The sequence below is a fragment of the Stenotrophomonas sp. PE591 genome, from assembly GCF_018320795.1.
Classification (GTDB): Bacteria; Pseudomonadota; Gammaproteobacteria; order Xanthomonadales; family Xanthomonadaceae; genus Stenotrophomonas; species Stenotrophomonas maltophilia.
The window spans coordinates 267,196-293,946 of the sequence record NZ_JAAOKO010000002.1 but is presented as its reverse complement, the minus strand read 5'-3'; the positions used below and the strand labels follow the sequence as shown (position 1 = coordinate 293,946).

General features: G+C 67.3%; 22 protein-coding genes and 1 tRNA gene. 10 read left to right on the top strand and 13 right to left on the bottom strand.

All coding sequences use genetic code 11. The features are described 5' to 3' along the window. Window positions 1-124 precede the first annotated feature (124 nt). Window positions 125-1,459, bottom strand: a complete 1,335-nt coding sequence (locus JLDANKMP_RS06495; protein WP_019660634.1) for a dicarboxylate/amino acid:cation symporter — start codon at window positions 1,457-1,459, stop codon at window positions 125-127. A 153-nt stretch (window positions 1,460-1,612) separates the two neighbouring features. Here JLDANKMP_RS06495 and JLDANKMP_RS06490 point away from each other — a divergent pair, with 153 nt between their 5' ends. The 5 genes from JLDANKMP_RS06490 to JLDANKMP_RS06470 all read left to right on the top strand — a co-directional run bounded on the left by JLDANKMP_RS06490 (window position 1,613) and on the right by JLDANKMP_RS06470 (window position 6,859). Then, a complete protein-coding gene (locus tag JLDANKMP_RS06490; RefSeq protein WP_212560761.1) occupies window positions 1,613-3,319 on the top strand; it encodes an alkaline phosphatase in 1,707 nt (568 codons plus the stop codon). Next, entirely contained in the window at window positions 3,316-3,861 is a 546-nt protein-coding gene (locus tag JLDANKMP_RS06485; protein ID WP_212560760.1) for a WG repeat-containing protein, read from the top strand. The genes JLDANKMP_RS06490 and JLDANKMP_RS06485 overlap by 4 nt, the downstream gene beginning before the upstream one ends. Before the next feature lie 546 nt (window positions 3,862-4,407). Next, window positions 4,408-5,694, top strand: a complete 1,287-nt coding sequence (gene tilS / locus JLDANKMP_RS06480) for a tRNA lysidine(34) synthetase TilS (RefSeq protein ID WP_212560759.1) — start codon at window positions 4,408-4,410, stop codon at window positions 5,692-5,694. 36 nt (window positions 5,695-5,730) lie between these two features. After that, entirely contained in the window at window positions 5,731-5,991 is a 261-nt protein-coding gene (locus tag JLDANKMP_RS06475; protein ID WP_005410522.1) for an exodeoxyribonuclease VII small subunit, read from the top strand. Beyond that, window positions 5,981-6,859, top strand: coding sequence for a farnesyl diphosphate synthase (locus JLDANKMP_RS06470; protein ID WP_212560758.1), 879 nt, complete (start codon window positions 5,981-5,983; stop codon window positions 6,857-6,859). The genes JLDANKMP_RS06475 and JLDANKMP_RS06470 overlap by 11 nt, the downstream gene beginning before the upstream one ends. An 81-nt stretch (window positions 6,860-6,940) precedes the next feature. On the opposite strand, the gene JLDANKMP_RS06465 is transcribed toward JLDANKMP_RS06470, so the two are convergent. Both JLDANKMP_RS06465 and pmbA read right to left on the bottom strand, forming a co-directional pair. Further along, on the bottom strand, window positions 6,941-7,315 hold the full coding sequence (locus tag JLDANKMP_RS06465; protein WP_005410524.1) for a DUF4870 domain-containing protein: 375 nt from the start codon (window positions 7,313-7,315) through the stop codon (window positions 6,941-6,943). Between the two features lie 87 nt (window positions 7,316-7,402). Beyond that, window positions 7,403-8,770 carry a metalloprotease PmbA gene (gene pmbA, locus JLDANKMP_RS06460; protein ID WP_212560757.1) on the bottom strand — a complete coding sequence of 456 codons (1,368 nt, stop codon included), beginning with the start codon at window positions 8,768-8,770 and terminating at the stop codon, window positions 7,403-7,405. 68 nt (window positions 8,771-8,838) lie between these two features. Here pmbA and yjgA point away from each other — a divergent pair, with 68 nt between their 5' ends. Then, complete coding sequence (gene yjgA / locus JLDANKMP_RS06455) at window positions 8,839-9,426, top strand: ribosome biogenesis factor YjgA (RefSeq protein ID WP_005414121.1); 588 nt, start codon at window positions 8,839-8,841, stop codon at window positions 9,424-9,426. A gap of 41 nt (window positions 9,427-9,467) precedes the next feature. Here the strand turns inward: yjgA and tldD are convergent, their stop codons facing one another. Genes tldD through JLDANKMP_RS06435 form a run of 4 tightly spaced genes read right to left on the bottom strand, consistent with a single transcriptional unit; the run spans window position 9,468 to window position 16,947 of the window. Beyond that, complete coding sequence (gene tldD, locus JLDANKMP_RS06450; RefSeq protein ID WP_005410527.1) at window positions 9,468-10,913, bottom strand: metalloprotease TldD; 1,446 nt, start codon at window positions 10,911-10,913, stop codon at window positions 9,468-9,470. A 60-nt stretch (window positions 10,914-10,973) separates the two neighbouring features. Next, window positions 10,974-14,828, bottom strand: a complete 3,855-nt coding sequence (locus tag JLDANKMP_RS06445; protein WP_212560756.1) for a YhdP family protein — start codon at window positions 14,826-14,828, stop codon at window positions 10,974-10,976. A gap of 30 nt (window positions 14,829-14,858) precedes the next feature. After that, window positions 14,859-16,346 carry a ribonuclease G gene (rng, locus tag JLDANKMP_RS06440; protein WP_005410529.1) on the bottom strand — a complete coding sequence of 496 codons (1,488 nt, stop codon included), beginning with the start codon at window positions 16,344-16,346 and terminating at the stop codon, window positions 14,859-14,861. Then, window positions 16,339-16,947, bottom strand: coding sequence for a Maf family nucleotide pyrophosphatase (locus JLDANKMP_RS06435; protein WP_032966937.1), 609 nt, complete (start codon window positions 16,945-16,947; stop codon window positions 16,339-16,341). The genes rng and JLDANKMP_RS06435 overlap by 8 nt, the downstream gene beginning before the upstream one ends. A 131-nt stretch (window positions 16,948-17,078) precedes the next feature. Between JLDANKMP_RS06435 and JLDANKMP_RS06430 the strand changes: the two genes are divergently transcribed. The 4 genes from JLDANKMP_RS06430 (at window position 17,079) to JLDANKMP_RS06415 (ending at window position 23,271) form a co-directional block, all read left to right on the top strand. Beyond that, complete coding sequence (locus JLDANKMP_RS06430; RefSeq protein WP_005410531.1) at window positions 17,079-17,816, top strand: SIMPL domain-containing protein; 738 nt, start codon at window positions 17,079-17,081, stop codon at window positions 17,814-17,816. 213 nt (window positions 17,817-18,029) lie between these two features. Continuing rightward, on the top strand, window positions 18,030-18,680 hold the full coding sequence (locus JLDANKMP_RS06425) for an energy transducer TonB (protein WP_212560755.1): 651 nt from the start codon (window positions 18,030-18,032) through the stop codon (window positions 18,678-18,680). Between the two features lie 196 nt (window positions 18,681-18,876). After that, window positions 18,877-21,711, top strand: coding sequence for a TonB-dependent receptor (locus JLDANKMP_RS06420; protein WP_043034741.1), 2,835 nt, complete (start codon window positions 18,877-18,879; stop codon window positions 21,709-21,711). 138 nt (window positions 21,712-21,849) lie between these two features. Continuing rightward, a complete protein-coding gene (locus tag JLDANKMP_RS06415) occupies window positions 21,850-23,271 on the top strand; it encodes a basic amino acid/polyamine antiporter (protein WP_212560754.1) in 1,422 nt (473 codons plus the stop codon). 73 nt (window positions 23,272-23,344) lie between these two features. On the opposite strand, the gene JLDANKMP_RS06410 is transcribed toward JLDANKMP_RS06415, so the two are convergent. The 6 genes from JLDANKMP_RS06410 to lptE all read right to left on the bottom strand — a co-directional run bounded on the left by JLDANKMP_RS06410 (window position 23,345) and on the right by lptE (window position 26,748). Then, window positions 23,345-23,421 (bottom strand) — tRNA-Asn (locus tag JLDANKMP_RS06410). Between the two features lie 22 nt (window positions 23,422-23,443). Continuing rightward, window positions 23,444-23,914 carry a 23S rRNA (pseudouridine(1915)-N(3))-methyltransferase RlmH gene (rlmH, locus tag JLDANKMP_RS06405; RefSeq protein WP_005414126.1) on the bottom strand — a complete coding sequence of 157 codons (471 nt, stop codon included), beginning with the start codon at window positions 23,912-23,914 and terminating at the stop codon, window positions 23,444-23,446. 64 nt (window positions 23,915-23,978) lie between these two features. Next, a complete protein-coding gene (rsfS, locus tag JLDANKMP_RS06400) occupies window positions 23,979-24,389 on the bottom strand; it encodes a ribosome silencing factor (RefSeq protein WP_005410536.1) in 411 nt (136 codons plus the stop codon). Window positions 24,390-24,447: 58 nt separating this feature from the next. Continuing rightward, complete coding sequence (gene nadD / locus JLDANKMP_RS06395) at window positions 24,448-25,116, bottom strand: nicotinate-nucleotide adenylyltransferase (protein ID WP_005410537.1); 669 nt, start codon at window positions 25,114-25,116, stop codon at window positions 24,448-24,450. Continuing rightward, a complete protein-coding gene (gene holA, locus JLDANKMP_RS06390) occupies window positions 25,117-26,154 on the bottom strand; it encodes a DNA polymerase III subunit delta (protein WP_012480930.1) in 1,038 nt (345 codons plus the stop codon). A 9-nt stretch (window positions 26,155-26,163) separates the two neighbouring features. Then, entirely contained in the window at window positions 26,164-26,748 is a 585-nt protein-coding gene (gene lptE / locus JLDANKMP_RS06385) for an LPS assembly lipoprotein LptE (protein WP_049459674.1), read from the bottom strand. Window positions 26,749-26,751: the final 3 nt, after the last annotated feature.

Here is a 26,751-nt window from a genome sequence, read left to right as displayed (position 1 = left end):
GGCACCGCCTCCATCCAGGCATGGCGTGGATCTACCAGGCCCGGCTTGATCGCCACCGCGCCAGCCAGCTCCCAGACAAAAAGCCCGCCGTTCAGGGCGGGCCTTTCGTCGTCTCCACACACCCTCAGGCGCGTGGCGGCGTCGGATCGGGGTCGTCCACACCCACATTGCTGGACGGATTGTCATACACCGCCTGGTCGAGCAGCCCGGTTTCCTTGGCCACGATCACCGGCACCAGCATCTGGCCGGTCACGTTCGTCATCGTGCGCATCATGTCGAGGATGCGGTCGATGGCATACAGGTAGCCGATCGTCTCCAACGGCAGGTTGGCCGCGCTCAGCACCACCGTAGCCATGATCACCGCGGTACCCGGAACACCGGCCGTACCGAAGCTGCCCAGCACCGAGGCAATCAGCACCACCACGTACTGTTCAGGGGTCAGCGGCACACCGCTGTACTGCGCGATGAACACTGCGCACAGCGCCGGGTAGATGGCACCGCAGCCGTCCATCTTGATGCTGGCGCCCAGCGGCACCGCAAACGAACCGTAATCCTTGTTCACGCCCAGGTTGTGGGTGATCGAACGCAGTGCCACCGGCATCGCCGCGAAGCTGGAAGAGCTGACGAACGCAACCTGCATGCCCGGCGCCGCACCACGGAAGAACTTCAGCGGGTTCAGTCCGTGCGCCAACAGCAGTGCGCTGTAGACCACCACGATGTGCAGGGCGCAGGCCACGTACAGGGCCAGCACGAAATGCCCCAGCGGCAGCAGCTTCTCGAACCCGTAGCTGCCGACCAGACCGGCGATCAGGCCAAAGGTGCCGATCGGGGTGACTTCCAGCACGAAGCGGGTCACCTGGATCATGATGTCGCTCATCTGGCCGACCAGCTTGCGCGCCTCGGTCACCTTCTCGCCGAGCTTGACGATGGCGAAGCCGACCAAGCCAGCGAAGAAGATGACCGGCAGGATCGAGCCACGGCCGGCGGCCAGCACGGTTTCGCCGGCCGCGTTGACCTTGGTGCCGATACCAGACAGCGCATAGAAGACATTGGCCGGTACCACGTCCAGCAGCACCTGCACCACGCTGGGCACTTCGCGCGGCACGTAATTGCTGGCCATCGTCAGCTGCAGGCCACCGGCGCCGGGCTGCAGCACGGTGCCCACGCCCAGGCCGACGCACACCGCCAACGCAGCGGTGATCACGAACCACAGGAAGGTGCGGCCACTGAGCGCGGCAACCGACTTCTGGCCGTGCAGCGACGAGATCGCATTGATGACCGCGAAGAACACCAGCGGCACCGCGATCATCTTGATCAGGGTGACGTACAGCTCGCCAAGCGGGCCGAACCACGTTTCCGCGGCCGGGCCGAGCGCCCAGCCGGCCAGCGCGCCGAGCACGAAGCCACCGACCACGCGCTGCCAGAATGGAATCCGCAGCCAGGCAGAGACCAGCTTCATAGGCAATCCAGAGGGAAGGAAGGGATGCTGGCACGATAGCCCATCAACGGCTGGGGAACGACCGCCCGACCGGCAAATCAGTGTGTCATCGGCGTGCCTTGCGAGGGCGGGCATAATGAACGTCCCGTTACAGTTTGTGAGATCCCAGCGTCCATGCGCCGTTCCGTCTCCCTGTTGGCCGCCTGCGCCACCACCCTGCTGCTGGGCGCCTGCGCCAGCACCACCCCCGCCACTGCCCCGGCCGGCCTCAAGGTCGCCGTCGACCCCGTCGCCCACCCGGCCGGCGAGACCCCGCAGTGGTGGTATCGCAGTGGCGCCGCCCAGGCCGCCGCCAACGGTGCGATGTCCGGCAAGGCCAAGAACGTCATCCTGTTCCTCGGCGATGGCATGAGCCTGACCACCGTGGCCGCCTCGCGCATCTACGAGGGCCAGCAGAAGGGTGGCTCCGGTGAAGAGAACCTGTTGTCCTGGGAGCGCTTCCCGGCCACGGCATTCAGCAAGACCTACAACACCGATTCGCAGACGCCCGATTCGGCCGGCACCATGACCGCTATCACCACTGGCGTGAAGACCCACATGGGTGCGATCGGCGTCAGCGCCGGCAGCCGGACCGACTGTGCCGACAGCCTGTCCAAGGGCCTGCTGACCTGGCTGCAGCTGGCCGACAGCGCCGGTCTGGCTACCGGCGTGGTCTCCACCGCGCGCCTGACCCATGCCACCCCGGCCGCCACCTACGCGCACTCGCCCGAGCGCAACTGGGAAAACGACACCGACCTGACCGAAGCGGCCAAGGCAGCCGGCTGCAAGGACATCGCCCAGCAGCTGCTGTCGACCTCACGCTATGGCCGCGGCCCCCTGGTCGCCCTCGGTGGCGGCCGCGGTGAATTCACCACCGTGGAAGAGCGCGATCCGGAATACGACGACAAGGTCGGCCAGCGCCTGGATGGCCGCAGCCTGGTGCAGGAATGGCAGCAGGCACACCCGCAGGGTGCCTACGTGTGGAACAGCAAGCAGCTGGCCGCCGCCGCCAACGCACCGGCCATCCTCGGCCTGTTCGAGCCGGACCACATGCGCTACGAGTACGAGCGCCCGCAGGATCCGGGCGGCGAGCCGAGCCTGGCCGAACTGACTGCCGCAGCGATCAAGAATCTGGCCAAGCACCAGGAAGGCTACGTGCTGATGATCGAAGGCGCGCGCATCGACCACGCCAACCACAGCGGCAACGCCTACCGTGCACTGACCGAGACCGTGGCCCTGTCCGACGCAGTGCGCGTGGCCAACGAGCTGACCTCCGCCGACGACACCCTGATCATCGTCACCGCCGACCACTCGCACACGCTGAACTTCGTCGGCTACCCGGCGCGCGGCAACCCGATCCTGGGCAAGGTGAAGGACAAGGGCGGCGAAGATGGCGCCGGCAAGCTGGACTACGCGCTGGACGGCACCGGCCAGCCGTACACCACGCTGAGCTACGCCAACGGCCCGGGCCACACCGGCAGCAGCAACCAGCAGCCGGCTGGCCCGAAGCGTTACCCGCACAACCCGAGCAGCTTCGAACCGGCCAACGGCCGCCCGAACCTGCGCGAGGTCGACACCGAGCATCCGGACTACATGCAGGAAGCGCTGGTGCCGATGAAGTCCGAATCGCACGGTGGCGAGGACGTCGGCATCTGGGCACGCGGCCCGGGCAGCAAGGCGATCCGCGGCACGCTGGAACAGAACGCGATCTATCACATGATCGTGCAGGCCACCCCGGCCCTGCGCGAGCGCCTGTGCCAGGCCGGCACCTGCGATGACAAGGGCGTGCCGGTGCAGCTGCCGGCACCGACCGCGTTCGAGCGCAAGGCCGAGGCCAAGTGATCGCACGGCAGGCCCGCTCTGACGCTGCCAGCGGCCGCTTCGCGCGGTCGCTGGCCCTGCTTGGCATGCTGGTCAGCGCCACTGCAGCGGCACAGGCACCGGCATGCAAGCTGCTGACTGACGAACACGGGTTGTGGCCACTGCCCAACTGCGAGGTGATCGATCACCAGCCGAAGATCAGCGCCGACACGCTGAAGGACCTGAATTACGACGACCACGGCCTGGCAGTGGTGTACGCCGACCAGGGTTTCCACTACGTCGACCGCAAGGGCCGCAGCCTGCCGGTGCTGACCTGGGACAACGGCCCGGAAACGCCGCAGGAAGGCCTGCTGCGCGCCCGCGTCGGCAACCGCGTGGGCTACTTCGACCTGACGTTCCGCCAGGTGGTGCCCGGCACCTTCGATTTCGCATGGCCGTTCCAGGACGGCGTGGCCGAGGTCTGCAATGGTTGCCGTCGTGGTACGCCGGATGCCGATGGCCACACGCCGATGGAAGGCGGAGAGTGGTTCCGCATCGACCGTTCGGGTCGTCGGGTGAAGTAGGGTTTTCGGCAGGGCTGCGCCCTGCACCTGCCGAAGCCGAAGCCAAATCAAGATCAAAAGCGGCTCTGGTTTTCTGTGAGTTGGGCGGGGAGGTGTGGGTGGTCAGGACACGCCGTAAACCCGTCCATGGGGGCTCGATGGCGCCATCCATGGCGCCAACGGTCCTGCCCACCCACACCGCCCCACCCCCGACAGTTTTCCGGTGACGGTTGGACCATCCACGCTTTGCGTGGATCGTATCTGTCAGATATCGAATTGAATCCGGGGTCAGATCCGTTTTCCGCAGGAAAACGGATCTGACCCCATGAGCAACCCGACAGTTCGCAGGAAACTGTCGAAGGCGGGGTGGGTCCGGTTGCGGGAGTGTCCGCGGCATGGATGCCGCGGCCAAGCCCCCAAGGACGGGTTTACGGCGTCTCCCGCAACCGGACCCACCCCGCCAACCTTCAGGAAACCAGCTTCTGCCGTTGCTGTTGCTGTTGCTCTGGCTCGTAGCGGGTGCAGGGCGCAGCCCTGCCAAGTAAACCCCACCCTATACTTGCCACCGTGACCGCCTTCCCTGCCCTCGTTCCGCTGGATGCGCCGCTGCTGGTGGGCTACAGCGGTGGCGTCGACTCCACCGTGCTGCTGCACTGGCTGTGGCGCTGCGCGCAGACTTCCGGCACCGCCCTGCGCGCGGTGCACGTGCATCACGGCCTGCAACCCGATGCGGATGACTGGGTGCTGCACTGCCAGCAGCAATGCGACGCCTGGGGCATTGAGCTGGCCGTGCACCGCGTGCAGGTCGAGAACGGCACAGGCCTGGGCACCGAAGGTGCCGCGCGACAGGCACGACGTGCCGCGTTCGCGGCTGAGCTGCGCGAAGGCGAAACGCTGGCGCTGGCGCAGCACCAGGACGACCAGGCCGAGACCTTCCTGTTGCGCGCCCTGCGCGCTTCCGGCGTCGATGGCCTGGCGGCGATGTCCACGCACAGCCGCCTTGGCGAACATCCCTTGTGGCGCCCGCTGCTGGCGGTACCACGCAGTGCACTGCTCGACTACGCGCGCCAGCACGCGCTGCGCTGGATCGAAGACCCCAGCAACGCGGAAGACCACGCCGATCGCAACTTCCTGCGCCTGCAGGTGTTGCCGTTGCTGCGCCAGCGCTGGCCGCATGCGGCTGCAGCATTGGCGGGCAGCGCGACGCATTGCCGGCAGACCCGCGAACTGCTGGACGAGGAAGACGCCGAGCTGATCGCGCATCTGGAAGTGGCACCGCGCGTGCTGTCACTGGAACTGCTGCGCCAGATGTCGCCGCGCCGCGCGGCACGCATGCTGCGCGCGTGGGTGCTGGGCCATGATGCGGCACCGTTGCCGGCCTCGGTGTTGCAGCAGGCGCTGGAGGAGCTGTTGCCGGCCGACATCGACCGCCAGGCGCGTGTGCGCTGGCAGCAGCACGTGATCCAGCAATGGCGCGACCACGCCTATCTGCTGCCGGCCCGGCTGCCCTCGCTGCCCCTCGACTGGCAGGCCGTGTGGGATGGCCGTGCACCGCTGTCATTACCCGACGGCGGCCAGCTGAGCCTGCTGGGCGCCGGCGCTTTCGAACAGCCACTGCAGGTCCGTGCACGCGTGGGCGGCGAGCGCATCCTGCTGCCGGGTCGCCAGCATTCGCACGCGCTGAAGGACTGCCTGCAACGCGAGCACCTCGCCCCCTGGCGACGCGCGCAGCTGCCGCTGATCTTTGATGGCCCGCAGTTGCTGGCCGCCGCCGACGTGGTCATCGCCGCACCGCTGCAGGCCTGGTTGCAGGCGCATGACGCGCAGTTGCAGTGGCGCCCGGGCGGCTGGTGAATTGACCCCCGCGCGCGGCCCGTCCACACTTGCCGCATGGCCAAGAAGTCCCCCGAAAACGCCTCCCCCGTCGCCCAGTTCGAGCAGTCGCTCGAATCGCTGGAGCAGCTGGTGGAGCAGATGGAAACCGGCGAGCTGAGCCTGGAAGCCTCGCTCAGTGCTTACGAGCGTGGTGTCGGTCTGTACCGCCAGTGCCAGCAGGCGCTGGAGCAGGCCGAACTGCGCGTGCGCCTGCTCAGTGATCCGGCGCAGCCGGAAGCCTCCGAGCCCTTCGACCCGCCCAGCCATGACGGCTGAGGTTCTGTTCGCGCGCTGGCGCGACCGTATCGAAAGCCAGCTCGATGCCGCCCTGCCCTCGCCTGCCGAGGCGCCGCAGCACCTGCACCAGGCCATGCGCTATTCGGTGCTGGGTGGCGGCAAGCGCATGCGGCCCCTGCTGGTCTACGCCAGTGGTCACCTGTTCGGTGCGCAGCCGGAAAGCCTGGATGCGGCGGCCATGTCCGTCGAGCTGATCCATGCCTATTCGCTGGTGCATGACGACCTTCCGGCGATGGATGACGACGCCCTGCGTCGCGGCAAGCCCACCACCCACATCGCCTTCGACGAAGCCACCGCGATCCTTGCTGGCGACGCCCTGCAGACCCGCGCCTTCGGCCTGCTGGCCGATGCGCCGCTGCCGGCCACGTTGCGCGTGGCCTGCCTGCAGACCCTGGCCCACGCCTCCGGCGCGTCCGGCATGTGTGGCGGCCAGGCGCTGGACATCGATGCCACCGGCCAGCAGCAGACGCTGGCGGCGCTGACCCGCATGCACGCGCTGAAGACCGGCGCGCTGATCCGCGCGGCAGTGCGCATGGGCGCGCTGTGCGGCCAGGCCCACGAACCGCAGCTGGCCCAGCTCGACAGTTTCGCCGATGCACTCGGCCTGGCCTTCCAGGTCCGCGATGACATCCTCGATGTCGAAGCCAGTTCCGAACAGCTGGGCAAGACTGCCGGCAAGGACCAGGCGCAGGACAAGAGCACCTTCCCCGCCCTGCTTGGCATGGACGGCGCAAAGGCCCAGCTGCACGAGCTCGCAGCGCGCATGCAGTCGATCCTGGCCGGGTATGGCGAGGAAGCCGACGCGCTGCGCGCGCTGGCGACGCTGGCGGTGGAACGCGATCACTGATCGCTATACACGGCCGGGCATTTCCCGCACACGAAAACGCCCGGCAATGCCGGGCGTTTTCAATCCCCCATGCAGCCGTTCTTACTTGATCAGGCGCAGCGCGAACGGGTAGCGGTAGGCTTCGCCGTTGTTGGCCTTGACCGCTGCGATGATGCTGAACACCAGGCTGATGATGCCGACGATCGGGGCCAGGAACACGCCGATGATCACGATGGTCAGGATCATGCTGATGACCATGGCGATGGTCACGGTGATCTGGAAGTTCAGGGCTTCCTTGGCCTGGTCGGTCACGAAGGCCTTGCCAGCATCGTCCTTGTTGATCAGCCAGATGATCAGCGCGCCGATGAAGCCGGTGAAGATGCCCAGCAGGTGCGCGGCCAGGGCCATGGTGCGCTGGTCGGCCGGAACGTCGGCGGTGGCCGGTGGCGGCGGCGGGACGTTATCGAATTCACTCACGACAAAACTCCTTTTCATTGGGTGGTCTTGACCAACCAGCACCCAGCTGATTGTGTCAGGCGGGCATAGCTTACGCCATCGACGGCATCAATCATTACCTGCGATGGTCATCCGCCCCAACAGGATCGAACCGGTCCGGATGTGCGAGCGGGGATCGACGTCGCTGCCGACCGCCTCGATGCTGCTGAACATCTCGCGCAGGTTGCCGGCGATGGTGATGCCGTCCACCGGGTACTGGATCTCGCCGTTCTCGACCCGGAAGCCACCCGCGCCACGCGAATAGTCGCCGGTCACGCCGTTCACGCCCTGCCCCATCAGCTCGGTCACCAGCAGGCCATCGCCCATCTGCCGCGCGATGTCCTGCAGCGGGCCGGCATTGGCCGCCAACTGCAGGTTGTGCACGCCACCGGCGTTGGCGGTGGTCTGCAGGCCCAGCTTGCGTGCCGAGTAGCTGCCCAGCACATAGCGCTGCAGCACGCCGTCCCGGACCAGAGCCGAGGCCCGGGTGGCCACGCCGTCGCCATCGAAGGCGGCCGAGCGCAGGCCACGGCGCAGGTGCGGCAGCTCCTCGATCTGCATCCATTCCGGGAACAGGCGTTGGCCAACGCTGTCCAGCAGGAAGCTGGCCTGGCGATACAGAGCACCGCCGGACACCGCCGACAGCAGGTGCCCGACCAGGCTGCGCGCCACTTCCGGGGCGAACAGCACCGGCATGCTGCCGGTGGCCAGCGATCGTGGCTGCAGGCGGGCGACAGTGCGCTCGGCGGCACGACGTCCGACCAGGTCGACGTCCTCCAGGTCCTCGCGAGCCAGCGCACTGGTGTACCAGCCGTCACGCTGCATGCCATCGCCCTGCCCGGCGATCAGCGCACAACCGACCGAATGGTGGGTGCCGCGCTCACGGCCGATGAAACCATGCGAATTGGCATAGACCGACAGGCTCTGCATGCTCGACACCGAGGCGCCGTCGGAATTGCGGATCTGCGCATCGGCCTCACGGCCTGCGGCTTCGCAAGCCAGGGCCAGGTCCACCGCCTCGTCGGCCTGCAGCGCCCACGGGTGCCAGCCGTCCAGGTCCGGGAAGTGGGTGGCCATCAGGGCCGCCTCGGCCAGGCCGGCGGCCGCGTCATCTTCGGTATGCCGGGCGATGGCGCAGGCCTGCTCGACCGTGGCCGCCAGGCTGGCCTCGTTCAGGTCGCCGGTGCTGGCGCTGCCCTTGCGGTGGCCGAAATACACAGTGACGGCGATGCCGCGGTCGCGGGTGGACTGCACGGTTTCGACCTCGCCGAGGCGGACATTCACCTCCAGCCCGCGGTCTTCGCTGCAGCTGACTTCAGCCTGGCTGGCACCCAGCGCGCGGGCGCGGTCGAGCAGCTGCTGGGAGAGGTCGGCCAGCCGTTCCAGCCGGGCCGGGCTGTCGTCGCCGACGGCGGCTTCAGGGGCGATCACGTTCAATGCTTTATCCTGTACGGGTTGGGCCCGGCATCACGCCGGGCGACTTTTTTTGAAATCAGGTATGGACGATGCGCGGACGCGACGAAGAAACCGGTGAATTCCACGACAAGAGCCGCAGCCAGAACCGGCGCGACGCGCTCGACGTCCTGGCCCTGGGCGAAAAACTGGTGTCGCTGACACCGGCCCAGCTGGCGCGCCTGCCGATCCCGGAAGACCTGCTGCCGCACATCGCCGAGTGCAAGCGCATCACCGCGCACATCGCCCACAAGCGCCAGCTGGCGTTCCTGGCCAAGCACATGCGCCGCGAAGAAGAAGCCACGCTGGATGCGATCCGCGATGCGCTGGATGCCAACAGCGAAACCGGCCGCCGCGAAGTGGCGATGATGCACCGCGTGGAAGACTGGCGCGAGCGCCTGCTGGCCGAAGGTGACAAGGCGCTGGCCGCCCTGCTGGACGATTATCCGCAGGCCGACCGCCAGCAGCTGCGCACGCTGGTGCGCAATGCGCAGGCCGAGAAGGCGAAGAACAAGCCGCCGCGTGCCTATCGCGAGATCTACCAGGTGCTGCGCGCACTGATGCTGCCGGCGGCGCTCGGCCTGAAGGCCAGCGCCGAAGACGCTGGCCACGTCGAAGCCGACGAGGCCGACGAGGACTGAGTCCGCGCTGGAGCGGGCGGTGGCGCTGGCCATCGCCCGGCTCAGGCCTGGGTACCGCCGACGGTGATGCCCTCGATCAACAGCGACGGCTGGCCGACACCCACCGGCACGCTCTGCCCGTCCTTGCCACAGATACCCACGCCCTCGTCCAGGGCCAGGTCGTTGCCGACCATGCGCACCTTCTGCATGGTTTCCGGACCGTTGCCGATCAGGGTCGCCCCCTTCACCGGCGCGGTGATGCGGCCATCCTCGATCAGGTAGGCCTCGGTGGCCGAGAACACGTACTTGCCGCTGGTGATGTCGACCTGGCCGCCGCCGAAGTTCACTGCATACAGGCCCTTCTTCACCGAGCGGATCATTTCCTGCGGGTCGTGCTGGCCGGCGCGCATGTAGGTATTGGTCATGCGCGGCATGGTCAGGTGCGCGAACGATTCGCGACGCCCGTTGCCGGTCGGTGCCATGCCCATCAGGCGTGCGTTGAGGCTGTCCTGCATGTAGCCGACCAGGATGCCGTCCTCGATCAGCGTGGTGCACTGGCTCGGGTGGCCTTCGTCGTCGATGTTGAGCGAACCGCGACGCCCGTCCAGGGTTCCATCGTCGACGATGGTCACGCCCGGTGCCGCCACGCGTTCGCCGATGCGGCCGGCGTACACGCTGGTGCCTTTGCGGTTGAAGTCGCCTTCCAGGCCGTGGCCGACCGCTTCATGCAGCAGCACGCCGGGCCAGCCAGGTCCCAGTACCACCGGCATCACGCCGGCCGGCGCCGGCACGGCGTCCAGGTTCACCAGCGCCTGGCGCAGGGCCTCGCGCGCAAACGCTTCCGGGCGGCCATCAGCGAACAGTTCCCCGTAGCCATAGCGGCCACCGCCACCGGCATAGCCGGACTCGCGGCGGCCGTTGTGCTCGACGATCACCTGCACGTTCAGGCGCACCAGCGGGCGCACGTCAGCGCCCAGCACGCCGTCGCTGCGCGCGATGAGCACCGTGTCCACGCCGCCGGACAGGCTCACCATCACCTGCTTCACGCGCGGGTCGGCGGCACGCAGGTAGCCGTCCAGGCGCTTCAGCACCTCGACCTTTGCCTCGTTGCCGACGCCATCGATGGGATCCAGCGCCGGATACAGCGCGCGTGAATTGCCACGCAGCAGCGAGCGCCCGGACTGCGCGCCACCCTCGCGCGAAATCGCACGCGCCGACTGCGCCGCGGCCAGCAGCGCGTCGGCATGGATGTCGTCGGAGTAGGCGAATCCGGTCTTCTCGCCGGACATCGCCCGTACGCCCACGCCTTGCTCGATGGAATGGGCGCCGTCCTTGACGATGCCGTCTTCCACGCTCCAGCTCTCGCGGCGGGCGTGCTGGAAATAGAGGTCGCCGAAGTCCACACCGGGGCCGAGCAGCTGGCCGAAGGTGCGCTCCAGGCCATCGGTATCCAGCCCGCCGGGGCGCAGCAGGCGATCTTGGGCAAGCGTCAGGGCGATATCAGTCATGGTTCTCGATCTGGGGGTGCTGGGGCGGTCAGGCAAGCCCCGTGAACAGGAGGTCCACGCTCAGCGTGAGCGTGGCAGGTCGGTAACGGGCGGCGGAACGGCCGGGGCCGGGCGCGGAGCGGGCGCTGGCGGGGTCTTGTCGCGGCTGCGTTCGATCACTTCCACCTTCGGCTCCTTCCATGGACCGGTCACCTTGTAGGTGCGGGCGCCGATCTCGCCGAGCGGTTTGGACAGTACCGCATTGGTGGCCGCGCCGAGCGCCGCGCCCACCGGGCCACCGGCCACCGCGCCGACCACCGTCAGCAGGTTGCCGGCGCGCGGGTTGACATCGATGGTCTGGTCGAACCGCTGGTTGCGCAGGTCGGCCTGGCCGCGGATGGTGATGTTCGCCGCCGGGCCCTCGATCAGTACCTTGTCGGTGCGGGCCATGCCCTGCCCGAACTGAACGCTGCCGTCGACCTGGTTGAACGCGAAGCCCTTGGAGAAGAAGTCGCGGAAGTCGAACATCAGGCGCCGCGGCAGCTGGGTCACGCTGAGCAGGCCCAGCACACGGCCAGCGCCCGGCTCCAGCTCCAGCAGCTGGCCATTACGCGCGTGCAGATCAAGGCTGCCCTGCAGATTGGCCAGCTGGAAGTCCGATGGCCCCCCGCTCCAGGAGGCCTGCAGCTGCGCCTGGCCAGAGCCGCCACGCAGCTGGCCGCCGTAGTCGAGGTTCTGCATCAGGCCGCCCAGGTCCTCGCTGCGCACCTGCGCGGTCAGCTCGGTGCGGGCACCACCGGTGCGACCCAGCCAGCGACCGCTGATGTCGATCTCCTGATCGGGCGCGCGGAAGCGCAGCTCGTCCACGTTCAGGCCATTGGCCAGCGGCCGCGTACGCAGCACCGCCTGGCCCAGCACCACCTTGCCGAACTTCAGGTCGGCGATGTCCAGCGCGAACGGCGGCAGCTTGGCCGGGTCCATGTCGTTGGCGCCGGCCTGCACCCGGGCTGGCGCGGCCGCGCCCGGCGCCGGCGGCAGCGACTGCCAGTGCACACGGTCGAGTCGGCCACTGATGGTGCCTCCTTCGGCGTTGGGTACGGTCAGGCGACCGGCCAGCGAAGGTCCATCCAGGCGCACGTCCAGCGCCTGCGCTCCCGGCTGCAGCTGCAACCGGGTCTGCTCGAAGACGCCGCCGATCAGCATCAGCTTGCCGACCTGCACGTCCACTGCACGCAGCGGCATGCCGTCATCGTCGTTGCCACCACGGGCCAGACTGATCCACTCCAGCGCATCCAGAGTCGGGCTGCGGCCATTGACGGACAGTCCGCTGGGCGGCGGCTCGCGATCGGCATGGTCGCTGCCCAGGGTGACCTGCACACCGGTGTGGTTGTTGTGGCTGCGCGCGGCCAGGGCCAGACGCTGGCCAAAGGCCACATCGATGCGACCAGCGCCCATCGGCAGCTGCGCGGCCACCGTGGTCGCCAGCGGCTCGGTGGCCGGCTTGTCCAGCGGTGCCGGCAAGTCCAGGCGGGTTCCTACCAGATCCGAACTCAGGCGCAGTTCGCTGGGCGGTGCGGGCGCTCCCGGTGCGACTTTGGGCAGGTTGACCGCGATGGTCCAGGGCGAGTTACCCGCGATATAGGGCTTGAGCCACGCCATTTCCGGGGCGCGGTCAATCAGCACACCGGCGTCGAGGTTGGCCGTCAGCTGCGACTCGAACGCCAGCCTGCTGTCGTGCACGTAGCCGCCGGCACGCAGGCTCAAGCGGCCGTCCTGGCCGAGGTGGCGCACCGCCAGTTCCTCGGCACCGAAGCCGCCATTGCTGTAGCGCGCCTGCCCATGCATGTTGTCGAAGGCCAGCTGGAAGCGCTTGTCCACCAGCTTCACACCATTGAGGTCGACCGTGCCCTGCAGGTGACCGCCGCCTTCATCGTGGTGCAGCGGCTGCAGCAGGTCGAAGGTCACATGCGCCGGGCCCGCAGCCGTGAGGTTGTCCAGGGTGTCGCCATAGTCCTTGTGCAATGGGCTCTGCCGCAGCATTGCCAGCAGTCTGCCGGCCTCGCTCTGCGCATCGGCACGCACGTACAGCGGCTGCTGCCCGAAGTCCTGGATGCCCGCCTCGAATTTCTGCACCGCTACACCGGCCAGGTCCCCGCGCCCATGCATGTCGAAGCCGGGGCCGATGAAGGCGATATCGGCGTCGACCTGGCGCATCAGCGGCCAGTCGTGCTGGAAGCGGATGTCGCCGTTGGTGATATGGCCGGTGGCCTCGAAGCGGCCATCGTTGTTGTCGAACGGCCAATCGTCCAGGTCACCGCTGACCAGGCCGATGCCATTGCGCACCTGGCCGCCGGCCAGCGCCATGTCCAGCCAGTCGGTGGCGCCCTTGCTCATCTTGGAGTGGATCCAGAAGCGCTTGGCCGCCGTCATCGGCACATCGTCCAGCTTGGCCGCCAACTGCAGCCAGGGCCGCGTGCCGTCGCCCTGGAACCAGACACCACCGCGCACATCGGCCGCGTAGTCGGTGCCTTCCACGCGCATCGCCGCAGTGCCGATACGCCAGCCACCGCCCTCGTCACGCCAGCCCACGATCTGGCCCGCCAGGTGCAGGTCGTGCCGCACGCCGAAGCCGGTGGGCCAATCGAACTGCAGCTGCCGTTGCGGTTGCAGCTGCAGGCTGAAGCCATCGGCGTCGCCCTCGAAATGTCCCCCCAGGCCGCGCAGACCCGGAGAATTGCCAACGCTGGCAAAGCCCAGCGACTGCAGCTCGCCCTGTGCCCGCAACGGGCCATCACGTTCGCCGGCCAGTTGCAGCTCTCGCACATCCAGCTGCGGTTTGGACAGGAACAACCAATGGCGCAGGCCTGGCTCGAGGCGATCACTCAGCGCCAGCGCACGCAGCGCCGTACCGGCCTGTACTTCGCCGGAACTCACCCGCAGCTGCCTGCCAACCTGCAACTGCAGGCCATCGAGCTGTTGTTCGCCGTCTTCGGTCTTCAAACGAAGGCGCGGTACCTGCAGCGCCCAACCATCGGCCTGACGCTGCCAGCGCAGGCGCGCCTGCAAGCGCTGCAGCTGCAACTGTGGCGTTGCCACGTCGGGCATCGGTGCACCGTCGACGCGCACGTCACGCAGGTCCGAATCGGTGGTCAGCGCCACCGGCGCGAAGTCGCGCAGGGTCAGCCACAGGTTCAGCTCACCCTTGCCTTCGCGCAGGCGCACGCCACCAGCTGCCAGCAACGGCGACCAGGCGTGGAAATCAACAGGATCGGCACCCAGCCAGGCCTGCCCGTTGCCGCGCGCGCGGTCCACGTCCAGCACTGCGGTCAGCGGCAGGGCATCGGTCTGCGCCCAGGCACGCACGCCCACACGCAGGCGGTCGCCATTGACGCGCAGGCGCAGATCGATACGCGGCAGGGTGGTATCGATACCCAGTCCCGGTGCATGCACACCCAGGCGGCCATCGATCACCTGCAGCTCGCCCAGCCGGCGCAGCGCGTCCAGCGGGTCACCGCCGGTGTTGGACTGTGGCAGGCCGCGCACCGACCAGCGGCCGTCCTCGCCCTGCTGCAGGTCCAGCGCCAGGCCACGCAGGCGCAGCTCGGTCAGCGAGCGACCAGGCAGCATCCCGCTGTACATTGACACCAGCACTTCGGCCTCGCCGATGGCCAGGCCCTGACCGGCGCCGATGCGCAGGCCCTTCAGCTGCAGCAGCGGACCACGCCGGGTCCAGGCCGTCTGCAGCTGGTCGAAATGCACCGGCTGGCCGGCACGCTCACTCAGCCAGGCGGCAATCCTGTCGGGGTGACGCTCGGCCAGCGGCAGCAGCTGGCTGAGGGTACCCACCAGCAGTGCCAGCCCGACCAGGCCTACCGCGCAGGCGGCAATGAAATGACGGCGGATCCTTCGCAGTCGCAGGCGCGGCGGCGCGCTCATCGGCCACCGCCGGCCTGCGGCCGGCGAGGATCAGAGCAGAACGACATCGAATTGCTCCTGCAGGTACTGCTCGTCCGCCTGGAAGCGGATGCTCTTGCCGAGGAATTCCTCCAGCTCGGCCACCGCCGAGGATTCCTCGTCGGTGATGCGCGCGACCACCTTGGTCGAGGCGATCACCAGCAGGCGTGCGGCATCGAACTGGCGCACGGCACGGGTGATCTCGCGGAAGATCTCGTAGGTCACCGTTTCGGTGGTCTTGATGCTGCCACGGCCACTGCACTGCGGGCACGTTTCCGACAGCTGGCGCTCCAGGCTTTCCACCGTGCGCTTGCGCGTCATCTCCACCAGCCCCAGCGGAGAGAAGTCGTACACCGTGGTCTTGGCATGGTCGCGGGCCAGCGCCTTTTCCAGGGTGCGCAGCACCTGGCGGCGATGCTCGGCATCGTCCATGTCGATGAAGTCGATGATGATGATGCCGCCCAGGTTGCGCAGGCGCAGCTGGCGGGCCACGGCCTGTGCCGCTTCCAGGTTGGTGCGGAACACCGTCTCTTCCAGGTTGCGCTGGCCGAGGAACGAACCGGTATTGACGTCGATGGTGGTCATCGCCTCGGTCTGGTCGATCACCAGGTAACCACCGGATTTCAGCGGCACCTGCTTGTCCAGCGCACGGCCGATCTCGTCCTCCACCCCGAACATGTCGAAGATCGGGCGATCGCCTGAATACAGTTCCAGCTTCTCGGCCAGCACCGGCATGTACTTGGCGACGAACGCCTGCAGCTGCGCGAAGGTTTCCTTCGAGTCCACCTTCACCTTGTCCACGTCCTTGCGGATCAGGTCGCGCACCGAACGCAGCGGCAGGCTCAGGTCTTCATAGATGTTGCTGCACGAGGCCGCTTCGCGGCCGCGGCGCTCGACCACGTTCCAGACCCGCGACAGGTAAGCGATGTCCTCGGCGATGGCCTCGGCCGGCTGGCCCTCGGCATTGGTACGCACGATGTAGCCGTAGCCGCCATGCTGCGCAGACAGCTCGGTCACCAGGGCCTTCAGGCGGGCGCGCTCGGCTTCATCCTCGATGCGCGCGGACACCCCCACCACCTTGGATTGCGGCAGCAGCACCATGTAGCGCGACGGAATGCTGATCTGGGTGGTCAGGCGTGCGCCCTTGGTGCCGATCGGGTCCTTCACCACCTGCACCACGATGTCCTGGCCGTCACGCAGCAGCTCGACGATGGGCACGCTGGCCGGCGGCGGCAGGGTCGTGTTCTCGGTGTCTGCACTGGCCACCGGGGCCGGGCGCACCACGTCGTTGGCGTGCAGGAACGCGGCGCGCTCCAGGCCTACCTCGACGAACGCGGCCTGCATGCCGGGCATGACCCGCTGCACCTTGCCCTTGTAGATGTTGCCGACCACACCCCGGCGCCAACCGCGCTCGATGTGCAGTTCCTGCAGCATGCCGTTCTCGATCACCGCGACCCGGGTCTCGCGCGGGGTCACATTGACCAGGATTTCCTCAGACATCGGCAGCCTCCCTGGCGGCATCGGCAGTGGGGGCCGGCACGCCACAGCGCGCCAGCAGACGATCGGTATGCAGCAATGGCAGCCCCATGACGCCGGAGTAGCTGCCGGAAAGATGTTCGATCCAGCGCTCGGCCCCGCCCTGGATGGCGTAGGCCCCGGCCTTGTCCAACGGCTCGCCGGTGGCGACATAGGCGGCGATGTCGGCGGCGGCGATTGGGGCGAAGGTCACTTCGGAAATGACCAGTTCGCTGTCCAGCCCGTCGGCGCCGACCACCACCACCGCAGTCATCACCTGGTGGGTGCGCCCGGCCAGGCGCGCCAGCATCGCGCGGGCGCCGGCGGCGTCGGCCGGCTTGCCGAACACTTCACCGTCCAGCACCACCTCGGTGTCCGAGCCGAGCACCCGCGCCTGCGGATCATCGGCCAGCACCCGGGCCAGGCCGGCGCGCGCCTTGTCGGCGGCGACCCGGCACACATACTGTTCGGCGCTTTCAGCGGGCGCGCGCTGCTCGACGACCTCCAGGTCCAGGGCCTGGAAGGGGCGTCCGAGTCGGGCCAGCAACTGGTTGCGTCGGGGGGAGCGGGAAGCAAGATAGAGCATCGGCACAGCATAACCTGAGGCCGCCACCTGAATCGTCGGCAACCCGTCCCGGAACGCGTTGAACCCCGAACGGGCTCACAGCGCGTTCATCGCTACGACACCACCCTCAACGGCACAACAAGGAGTTCTCCATGCGCCTGACCGCCACCCCGCTGCTGCTTGCCCTGTCCCTCGCCCTTGGAACCTCGATGACTGCCCATGCCGCCCCGTCGTCGCCGTCGATCGCCGCCGCGGCCGAAGGCACGCTGCTGAACATCTCGGCCAATGCCGAAGCCACCCGCGTACCGGACGTGGCCACCCTGTCGGCCGGTGTGGTCACCCAGGCCGCCGATGGCAACAGCGCCATGCGCCAGAACGCCCAGCAGATGGACAAGGTACTGGCCGCGATCAAGGCCGCCGGCATCGCCGAGCGCGACGTGCAGACCAGCGGCGTCAGCCTCAATCCGCAGTACCGCTATGCCGACAACGAAGCGCCGAAGATCACCGGCTACCAGGCCAGCAACACGGTCAGCCTGAAGGTCCGTGACATCGCCAAGCTCGGCAAGGTGCTGGACGCGCTGGCCGCTCAGGGCGCCAACCAGATCAACGGCCCCAGCTTCGAGATCGACCAGCCGGAACCGGTCTATGACGAAGCGCGCCTGGCCGCGCTGAAGAAGGCCCAGGCCCGCGCCCAGACCTATGCCAAGTCGCTCGGCCTTCAGGTGCGCCGCATCGTCAGCATCTCCGAGAATGCCGGGGGTGGTTACCGCCCGATGCCGATGATGCGGACCATGGCCGCCGGCGCGGCGATGGACAAGGCCACGCCGGTCGCCCCGGGCGAATCCACTGTGTCGGTCAATCTGGACGTGGTGTTCGAGCTGGGTCGCTGATCCCATCCGTTCCGGTAGACAGAGGCGGGTCCCGCAGGGGCCCGCCTTTTTCATGGGCCGGGGCGGCTGGCTGAAGGCCAGCCCAACGATCCTGCCCCTGCCTCTAGGCAGTGGCCGGGGCCTGGCGTTAATGATTGGCTGCCAGCCGCGTGCGGCAACCCCGCCACGGGCCCTGGTGCGTTGAGGACTTCGTCACTGGCATGGAGGTGGACCATGGTTCGTACGTATCCCGTTGCATCCCCGCACTTCGACCCCGCCCGCGTTGCCGCCTGGAGCGCGGCCATCGCCCTGCACCTGCTCGCGTTCCTGTTGCTGCTGATTCCGGCGACCTACCAGGCCGTGCAGGTCCCGCGTGACAAGACCACGGTCAGGCTGATCGAGAAGATCCCGCCAACGCCGCCCCCACCGGTGCTGCAGGAACCGGAGGAAGTCGCCCGGGTCGTGCCGAAACCGCAGGCACAGCCGGCGACACCGCCACTGCCGGCCCCAACCGCGACCGTGGAGGAAACGCAGGGCATCATGCTGCCGGCCGCCGAACCGGCCCCGCCGCAACTCGCGCCGAGCATCGACACCCATGCACCGCTGGCCGGCGCCCAGCTGCAATACCGCAGTGCCCCGCCACCGGCCTATCCGGTCGCCGCACTGCGCAATCATGAGCAGGGCACGGTGCTGCTGCGGGTGGAGGTCGACAGCGGCGGCCAGCCGGTCGCGGTCAGCATCGAGCGCAGCAGTGGCTCCCGCCACCTGGACCAGGCTGCACGCCAACAGGTGCTCAAGCGCTGGCGCTTTGAACCGGCCCAGCGTGATGGTGTAGCGGTACCGGCCATCGGTTTGGTGCCGGTGCAGTTCTCGTTGCCGGACTGACGACCCGGGCCGGTCCGACCGCCTGTCGGACCGGCCTTCGGGACCGAACTGCCAAACTCGGCAAAGTTCCAGTTCAAACGTTACGGATTAAGCAAAATTTCACGACTTCGTCACCCGTCGGAAACCTAGATTGGCCCGTCCCGGACACTCCGGAGACAGCCCTCAACGCTACGGTTTTCCAGTTAGGAGAGAAGCTGTGAAACACCTGATCCAACGGCCCGCCAGCCGCCGCCGCTGCACCCTGGCATCGTCCATCACCCACATCCTTACCGGCGGCACATTGCTGCTGGTTGGCGCCGTGGCTTCCACCTCCGCCTTCGCGCAGGAGAAGGCCACCAACCTGGACCGCATCACGGTTACCGGTTCGAACATTCCGCGCACCAACACCGAAACGCCGTCCCCGGTGCAGGTGGTGACCCGCCAGGAAATCGACCGCACCGGCAAGACCACGGTCGCCGAATACCTGCAGACCCTGACCGCCGATGGTTCCGGCTCGATCCCGAAGACCTTCGGCAACGGCTTTGCCGGCGGTGGTGCCGGCATCTCGCTGCGCGGCCTGGGCGCGGGTTCGACCCTTGTCCTGTTGAATGGTCGTCGCATGGCCACCTACGGCCTGGCCGATGACGGCCAGAAGGTCTTCACCGACCTGAGCACCATCCCGCTCGACGCCGTTGAACGCGTGGAAGTGCTGAAGGACGGCGCCTCGGCGATCTATGGCTCCGATGCCATCGCCGGCGTGGTCAACATCATCCTGCGCAGTGATTTCCAGGGCGCGATCCTTCGCGGTTCCTATGGCCTGTCCGGCGACAGCGATGGCGACGCGAAGAAGGCGACCCTGACCGCCGGTACCGGCGATCTGGCCACCGACGGCTGGAATGCCTTCTTCAGCCTGGATGTCGCAAAGACCGACGCGATCAAGATCAGTGATCGCAAGAACCGCAAGTGGATCGGTACCGGCGATACCCGCCCGTGGGGCTATGGCAACAACGCTCAGTTCCTCGGCGGCGCTTTCCTCAGTGGAAAGACCCGCGGCGGTGTTGGTCCGAACGGTTCGGTGTACGACGATCGCAATGTGACCGAAGAGAATCCGGCCTTCCTGGTCGCTTTGCCCGGTTGTGCTGGTCTTACCACGATTCCGGGCCAGACAGAGGCATCCGCGCAGGCGCAGGGCTGCTTGTGGGATCCGAACCAGCTGTATCGCGATCTCACCCCGGAAGAGAAGTACGTCAACGTGTTTGGACGTGCCAGCTTCGCCTTTGGTGAAGGTGGTGAGATCTACACCGAAATCGGCTACTCAAAGAAGGAAACCACCTTCAGCAACACCCCGTCTGGCGTTTCAGGCGGCTGGGGCTATCCGGGTGGCCCGGTCAACGCCAACAGTGGCGACGGCGCTACGGTGCTGGGACCGAATCATCCAGATAATCCGATTCCGGGCCAGGCCTCGCGCCTGCGCTATTCGGCCTGGGATGTCGGTCCGCGTGTAACCAACAACACCAACGAGTTCACTCGCTTCCTGGTCGGCGTCAAGGGCAACTGGGGCGACTGGAGCTACGACACCGCGTATCTGCACTCCGGCACCGACCTGGTCAACAAGCGCACCGGCTTCCTCAACTACGACAATGTACGTTGTGCACTGGCCAACCCAAACTGCGCTGGTGGTGTTTGGCGCATCGGTGACAATGCCGGTATGAACTCGCAGGCCTTGTACGACTTCATTTCGCCGGATATCAGCGCACGTGCGAAGTCGAGCCTGGACATGTTCGACTTCACCGTGTCGCGCAGCCTGATGGACCTGAAGGGTGGCCCGCTGGGCCTGGCGCTGGGTACTGAATGGCGCAAGACCAGCAACAGCCTGACCCCGCAGACCTACACCGACCAGGGCCAGATCATCGGCCTGGGCTACTCGGCCTACGACGGCACCCAGAACGTGTACGCCGGTTACGTCGAGCTGTCCGCACCGGTGCTGGAAACCCTGGAACTGTCCGGTGCGGTGCGCTACGACAAGTACGAGAGCGGTGAAGGCAAGGCCACGCCGAAGATCGGCATCAAGTGGACGCCGGCCGATTGGATCGCACTGCGCGGCAGTTATGCGGAAGGCTTCCGTGCACCGAACCCCGCCGAGAACGGCGATGGTGGTCTGGCAGCATTCTCCAATGCGTCCGACCCCGTGCGTTGCCCGGGCGGCAATCCGGCACCAGGTGCAAACGACGACGACTGTGGCGCTCTGCCGGTCGCCATCATCACCCGCCCGAACAAGGACCTGAAACCGGAAGAGTCCAAGAGCTATTCGGTGGGTATCGTCCTGCAGCCCACGTCCACGACTTCGCTGACCATCGATGCCTGGCAGATCAAGCGCACCAACGAAATCGCCCAGGGCAGCACCTCCGAAGCCATTGCCGCCGGCAACGTGTTGCGTGACAACAACCTGCTAAATGGCGTACCCGGTACCGGCAGCATCCTGGCGGTCAACACGCAGTACATCAATGCCGCATCGACCCGGGTCCGGGGTATCGATACCGATATCCGCCAGACCTTCGATATCGGCCCGGGTCAGCTGGAGATGGACCTGCAGTGGAGCCATGTGCTCAAGTTCGAGCGCACCGATGCCGACGTGACTGTCGACTACGCCGGTACCCACGGCAACTGCGACGTGACCAACTGCATCGGCACGCCGAAGGACCGCATCAACTTCGGCACCACCTGGAGGCAGGGTCCGTGGAGCGTCAGCGGCGTTGCCAACTACATCTCGAAGATGGACAACAAGGACTTCCGTGGTCCGAACGGCTCCTACCTCTTCGCGTATGCAGACGGTACGGACGTCAAGAAGATCTCCTCGTTCACCACCTTCGACCTGTCGGGCCGCTGGAACATCACTGAAGCCTTCGAGCTGAACGCCTCGGTGCAGAACGTGTTCGATCGCATCGCGCCGCTGGATCCGTCCACCTACGGCGGTGTCAATTACAACCCGCTGCACTTCAGTGGTGCCATCGGTCGCTATTTCACCGTCGGTGCCAAGTACACCTTCAAGTAATACAGGCGACACCCTTCAACGCACCACCTTCGAAGGCCCGGGCATCTGCCCGGGCCTTCGTCGTTGCGGCCCCTTGCGTGCATGTTCACGGGCACACCGCTACCGTGGGTCAGCGGCATCAGCGCCGCAGGGGACATCATGGCCGCGACATCACAACGCCTCGGGCTGCCCGCGTTGACCGCACTGGTGGTCGGTTCGATGGTCGGTGCCGGCATCTTTTCATTACCGCAGAACGTGGCGCGCAGCGCCGGTCCGGCGGCGGCGCTGCTCGGCTGGGCGGTCAGCGGCGCCGGCATGCTGATGCTGGCCTTCGTGTTCCAGGCGCTGGCCAACCGCCGGCCGGATCTCGATACCGGCATCTACGCATACGCGCGCGAAGGCTTCGGCAACTACATCGGCTTCTCCGCCGCGTGGGGCTACTGGGTTGCCTCGGTGCTCGGCAACGCCAGCTTCTTCGTGCTGATCTTCAGTGGCCTCGGCCACTTCATGCCGGTCTTCGGTGAAGGCAATACCCCGGCCGCCGTGGCCGCTTCGTCGCTACTTCTCTGGACCGTGCACCTGCTGGTGCTGCGCGGCCTGCGCACCGCCGCCATCGTCAACGGCCTGGTAACGGTGGCCAAGCTGCTGCCTATCACGTTGTTCCTGATCCTGGCCGCCGGTGCCTTCCGCATGGATGTGTTCCGCGCCGATTTCCTGGGCGCGCCCGCACTCGGCGATCTCGGCCAGCAGCTGCGCGGCATGATGCTGGTGACCGTGTGGGTATTCATCGGCATCGAAGGTGCCAGCATCTACTCGCGGCGTGCGGCCCGTCGCGCCGATGTCGGCCGCGCCACGGTGATCGGCTTCCTCGGCGTCTGGCTGCTGCTGGTGCTGGTCAGCCTGCTGTCGATGGGCGTGCTGTCGCAGGCCGAACTGGCGGGGTTGCCCAATCCATCGATGGCTTATGTGCTGCGCGCCATCGTTGGCGAGTGGGGCGCGACGGTGATCATCGTCGGCTCGATCATTTCGGTACTCGGCGCGCTGCTGGCCTGGGTGCTGCTGTGTGCCGAAGTGCTGTACGCCGCTGCAGGCGACGGCACCATGCCGGCCTTCCTGGGACGCGAGAATGCGCGCGGCGTGCCCGCCAACGCGCTGTGGCTGAGCAATGGCTTGATCCAGCTGTTCCTGCTGCTGGTGCTGGTCAACTCCGGCGGCTACACGGGCCTGGTGCTGCTGGCGGCCTCGATGAGCCTGGTGCCCTACTTCCTGTCCACCGCGTTCGGCGTGCAGCTGGCGTGGCGCGGGGACGCCTATGCGGGTGAACCGGGCGTGCGCTGGCGTGACTTCGCTGTGGCGCTGCTGGCCAGTGCCTACGCGTTGTGGCTGGTGTATGCAGGAGGCCTCGACAACCTGCTGCTGTCGGTACTGCTGTATGTGCCCGGCGTGGTGGTGTTCGCACTGACCCGGCTGCAACGCGGTGAGCAGGTATTCACGCGTTGGGAATGGGTGTTGTTCGGCGCCATTCTGGTGGTGGCCATCGCTACGCTGGTGGGGTTCTCCAGAGGTGAGCTGGCACTGTAGAGTCGAGTGCGGGCTCGGCTCTACAACAACGCAAAAAAAAGACCTGCATCTTGCGATGCAGGTCTCTTCAAAGTGGCGCCCGAAGTTGGACTCGAACCAACGACCCCCTGATTAACAGTCAAGTGCTCTAACCGGCTGAGCTATTCGGGCAGACGACTAGTATAACCACTCTTCACGCGCGATGGTAGGGGTGATTCGCGATCATTGCGGCGGCCCGGTACAACTGCTCGGCCACCACCAGGCGCACCAGCATGTGCGGCAGCGTCAATGGTCCAATCGACCACTTTTCGTCGGCCAGCGCGGAAACTTCGGGCGAATGCCCTTCCGGGCCACCGATCAGGAAGGCAAGGTCCCTGCCCTGCCCACGCCAATGCTCCAGCCGCTGCGCCAGCTGTTCGGAACTGAGCTGGCGGCCCGGCACATCCAGCGCCACCACATAGGCATTCTTCGGCAGTGCGGCGATCACGCGCCTGCCTTCGTCTTCGGTGGCGCGGCGCGCATCGCGGCCCTTGCCGCGCAGGCCGGGCTCGATTTCCACCAGATCGAACGGCAGCCAGTGCGACAGCCGCTTCTGGTACTCGGCGAAGCCCTGCGCCACCCAGCTGGGTGCGCGTTCGCCGGTAGCAATCAGGCGGGCTTTCATCAACGGTCCTCCAAAACGTCGACGGCGCCATCGGCGCCGTCGAAGGGATGCATCAACGTGCGGCTCAGGCCACTTCGTCGTCGCTGGACGGCGGCTGGTCGCCAACGGTCCACAGGCGCTCCAGGGCATAGAACTCACGCACGCGCGGCAGCATCACATGCACGATCACGTCGCCCAGGTCGACCAGCACCCACTCGGCTTCGCGCTCGCCTTCAACACCCAGCGGCATCACGTCGAGATTCTTGGCAAAGCGCACGACTTCATCGGCGATCGACTTGACGTGGCGGGTCGAGGTGCCCGAAACGACGATCATGTAGTCGGCAACGCTGGACCGGCCGCGCACATCGATCTCGACCAGGTCCTTGGCCTTCAGGTCTTCGGTGGCTTGGCGGACGCTGGCCAGCAGTTCCGGCACGGACGGCGGCGGGCTGGGCAGATCGACCTTGATGGTCTGGGGCTGGGTCTGGTTGCTCAAAGTGGATCGACTCGATAAACGTGGGGGCGATTATACGGGCAAGCCGGGGCGGCGGCATTCACGGCGTAGGGGAGCGGTACAGGCCATGGGCGGCCACATAGTCGGCCACGGCCGGCGGCAGCAACGCCCGCCAGGGGCCGCCGGCGGCGATCTGCGCACGCACGGCACTGGCCGATTCCTCGCGCAGCGGATGATGCAGGCGCAGGATGCGCCCGGCCGGACTGGCGAACAGGGCCTGCTCGTTGTCGGCCCAGCGCCCTTCCAGGGCGCGGCCAAGTTCGCCATCCACCGAGGCCTGAAGGGGACTGCCCGGGCGCTCGGCCACCACGAAATGGGCCAGCCCGAACAGTGCCTCCCATTCATGCCAGCGGGTCAGGCCCAGCAGGCTGTCGGCCCCGACCAGCCAGGCCAATGGCCGGCTGGGGCCCAACTCGCCGCGCAGTTCGCGCAGGGTGTCGACGGTATAGGACGGGCGGCCGGGAAAGCGTATGGCGCGGTCCAGTTCACGATGGTCCAGCAGCAGGCCAGGCTCATCGCCGATGGCCAGCGAGAGCATGGTGAAGCGCTGATCAGCGGTTGCGCCCGGCACCGCGCGATGCGGCGGATCAGCCGCCGGCAGCATGCGTACAGCGACCTGCAGTTCGTCACGGGCAGCACGCGCGATGGCGAGGTGCCCGAGGTGCACCGGATCGAAGGTGCCCCCGTAATAGATCCGCAGGCTCATCACTCAGGCCCGCGCCAGCAGGCGCACGGCACGCGGTTCGGCCACGGCCACCAGCAGGCGCTCCAGCGCCAGCCAGGCATCACCGTCGGCGCGCCCCTTGGCGATGCGGTCGACCAGTCCGGCCTCGGCCACGAAACGCTCCCAGCGCTTGCCCTCGGGGTGCCGCTGCAGCGCACGCTTGTAGGGCGCTTGCCGCGATTCCCAGATGCCGCGCGATTTCATTTCGGCGGCCAGATTGCCGCCACGCGCCTGTACCCGGGCCAGGCCGGCACCAGCCAGCAGCTCGCGGATCACCATTGGCATCAGTGCGGCCACCGCCTCGCCTTCGCCACGCAGGCCCGCCAGCATGCGCAGCACCGCCGGCGGCTGGCCGGAGAACGTGGCTTCCAGCAGCCGGAAAACGTCATAGCGGGCGGCGTCGGCCACCAGCGATTCCATCCGTTCCACGTCCAGCGGCTGGCCGTCGGCCAGCAACGCCAGCTTGTCGATTTCCTGCGCAGCGGCCAGCAGGTTGCCCTCGACCCGCTCGGCCAGGCGCTGCACGGCGGCCGGATCGGCACGCAGGCCCTTGCCACGCAGGCGGCGCTCGATCCAGTCCGGCAGTTCGTGCGGCTTGATCGCCCACGCCACCGACAGCACGCCGATGCGATTGACTGCCTCGGCCCACTTGCCCTGGTGGGCCTTGCTCCATTCGCTGGCGGTAATCATCAGCACCACGTCCGGCGCCGGGTTGGCGCAGAACTGGCTGATCACCTCGGCCCCGTCCTTGCCCGGCTTGCCGCTGGGCAGGCGCACCTCGACCAGGCGGCGGGCACTGAACAGGCTGGGCGCGTTGAAGCTGGCGTCGAGCTGGTTCCAGTCGAAATCACGCCCATCGGCGTCGAACACTTCCCGCTCGGCGATGCCGGCGGCGCGCGCGCGTGCACGGATGGCGTCGGCCGCCTCAAGCACGCGCAGGGTTTCCGGGCCGGCAATCAGGTAGACCGGCGCCAGCGGGGTGTCAGCGCCCTGGCTGGCCAGCTGCTCCGGACGCAGTTCCATCGTCGCGACTCAGTGCTTGGCTGCGGGAACCGGCTCGACCGGCTCCGCCCCTTCGATCGGCTTGGCCTTCGGCGCCGTCAGGCTGCCGCCCTTCTCGATCTCGGCGCGCACCACGCTGTCGATGCGGCGGATGATCGACGCGGACATTTCCCGTCGCAGCTCATCGGCCAGGATTTCGCGTTCGGTGGTGGTACCGGTGGCGTCGGTCGGCGGCGACACGTAGTCGCGCGACAGTTCGATCACCTGCTGCGGCACCAGCTCGCTGCCATCCTCGCGACGGAAGATGAAGATCACCGCATAGCGCAGGCTGTACTCCTGCGCACGGCCCTGCGAGTCGATGGCGATCGGCAGGTCGCCCCAGCGTTCGGAGAGCACCTGGAGCTGGGTACTGGGCCCCTTGCTGTCCTCGTCGGCCAGCTTGGCACCGGAAGCCAGCAGGCTGCGATTGAGCAGCTTGACCAGTTCGCTGTAAGGCGCGGTGGAGACCACCTTCACCGGCGCCGTGTCGGTCGGCAGCATCAGCTTGTTGCGCAGATGGAAACCGCAGCCGGCAAGGCCGAGGACAAGAACGAGGGCAAGCAGGATTCGGGTCATGGA

Bases quoted from the DNA above. Each gene is read 5' to 3' on its own strand.
- tldD (WP_005410527.1), bottom strand. From the start codon at position 10,913: ATGACTGATATCGCCCTGACGCTTGCCCAAGATCGCCTGCTGCGCCCC.
- JLDANKMP_RS06445 (WP_212560756.1), bottom strand. From the start codon at position 14,828: ATGAGCGCGCCGCCGCGCCTGCGACTGCGAAGGATCCGCCGTCATTTC.
- JLDANKMP_RS06495 (WP_019660634.1), bottom strand. From the start codon at position 1,459: ATGAAGCTGGTCTCTGCCTGGCTGCGGATTCCATTCTGGCAGCGCGTG.
- JLDANKMP_RS06430 (WP_005410531.1), top strand. From the start codon at position 17,079: ATGCGCCTGACCGCCACCCCGCTGCTGCTTGCCCTGTCCCTCGCCCTT.
- holA (WP_012480930.1), bottom strand. From the start codon at position 26,154: ATGGAACTGCGTCCGGAGCAGCTGGCCAGCCAGGGCGCTGACACCCCG.
- JLDANKMP_RS06490 (WP_212560761.1), top strand. From the start codon at position 1,613: ATGCGCCGTTCCGTCTCCCTGTTGGCCGCCTGCGCCACCACCCTGCTG.
- JLDANKMP_RS06475 (WP_005410522.1), top strand. From the start codon at position 5,731: ATGGCCAAGAAGTCCCCCGAAAACGCCTCCCCCGTCGCCCAGTTCGAG.
- JLDANKMP_RS06435 (WP_032966937.1), bottom strand. From the start codon at position 16,947: ATGCTCTATCTTGCTTCCCGCTCCCCCCGACGCAACCAGTTGCTGGCC.
- JLDANKMP_RS06470 (WP_212560758.1), top strand. From the start codon at position 5,981: ATGACGGCTGAGGTTCTGTTCGCGCGCTGGCGCGACCGTATCGAAAGC.
- rng (WP_005410529.1), bottom strand. From the start codon at position 16,346: ATGTCTGAGGAAATCCTGGTCAATGTGACCCCGCGCGAGACCCGGGTC.
- rlmH (WP_005414126.1), bottom strand. From the start codon at position 23,914: ATGAAAGCCCGCCTGATTGCTACCGGCGAACGCGCACCCAGCTGGGTG.
- JLDANKMP_RS06415 (WP_212560754.1), top strand. From the start codon at position 21,850: ATGGCCGCGACATCACAACGCCTCGGGCTGCCCGCGTTGACCGCACTG.
- JLDANKMP_RS06425 (WP_212560755.1), top strand. From the start codon at position 18,030: ATGGTTCGTACGTATCCCGTTGCATCCCCGCACTTCGACCCCGCCCGC.
- lptE (WP_049459674.1), bottom strand. From the start codon at position 26,748: ATGACCCGAATCCTGCTTGCCCTCGTTCTTGTCCTCGGCCTTGCCGGC.
- yjgA (WP_005414121.1), top strand. From the start codon at position 8,839: ATGCGCGGACGCGACGAAGAAACCGGTGAATTCCACGACAAGAGCCGC.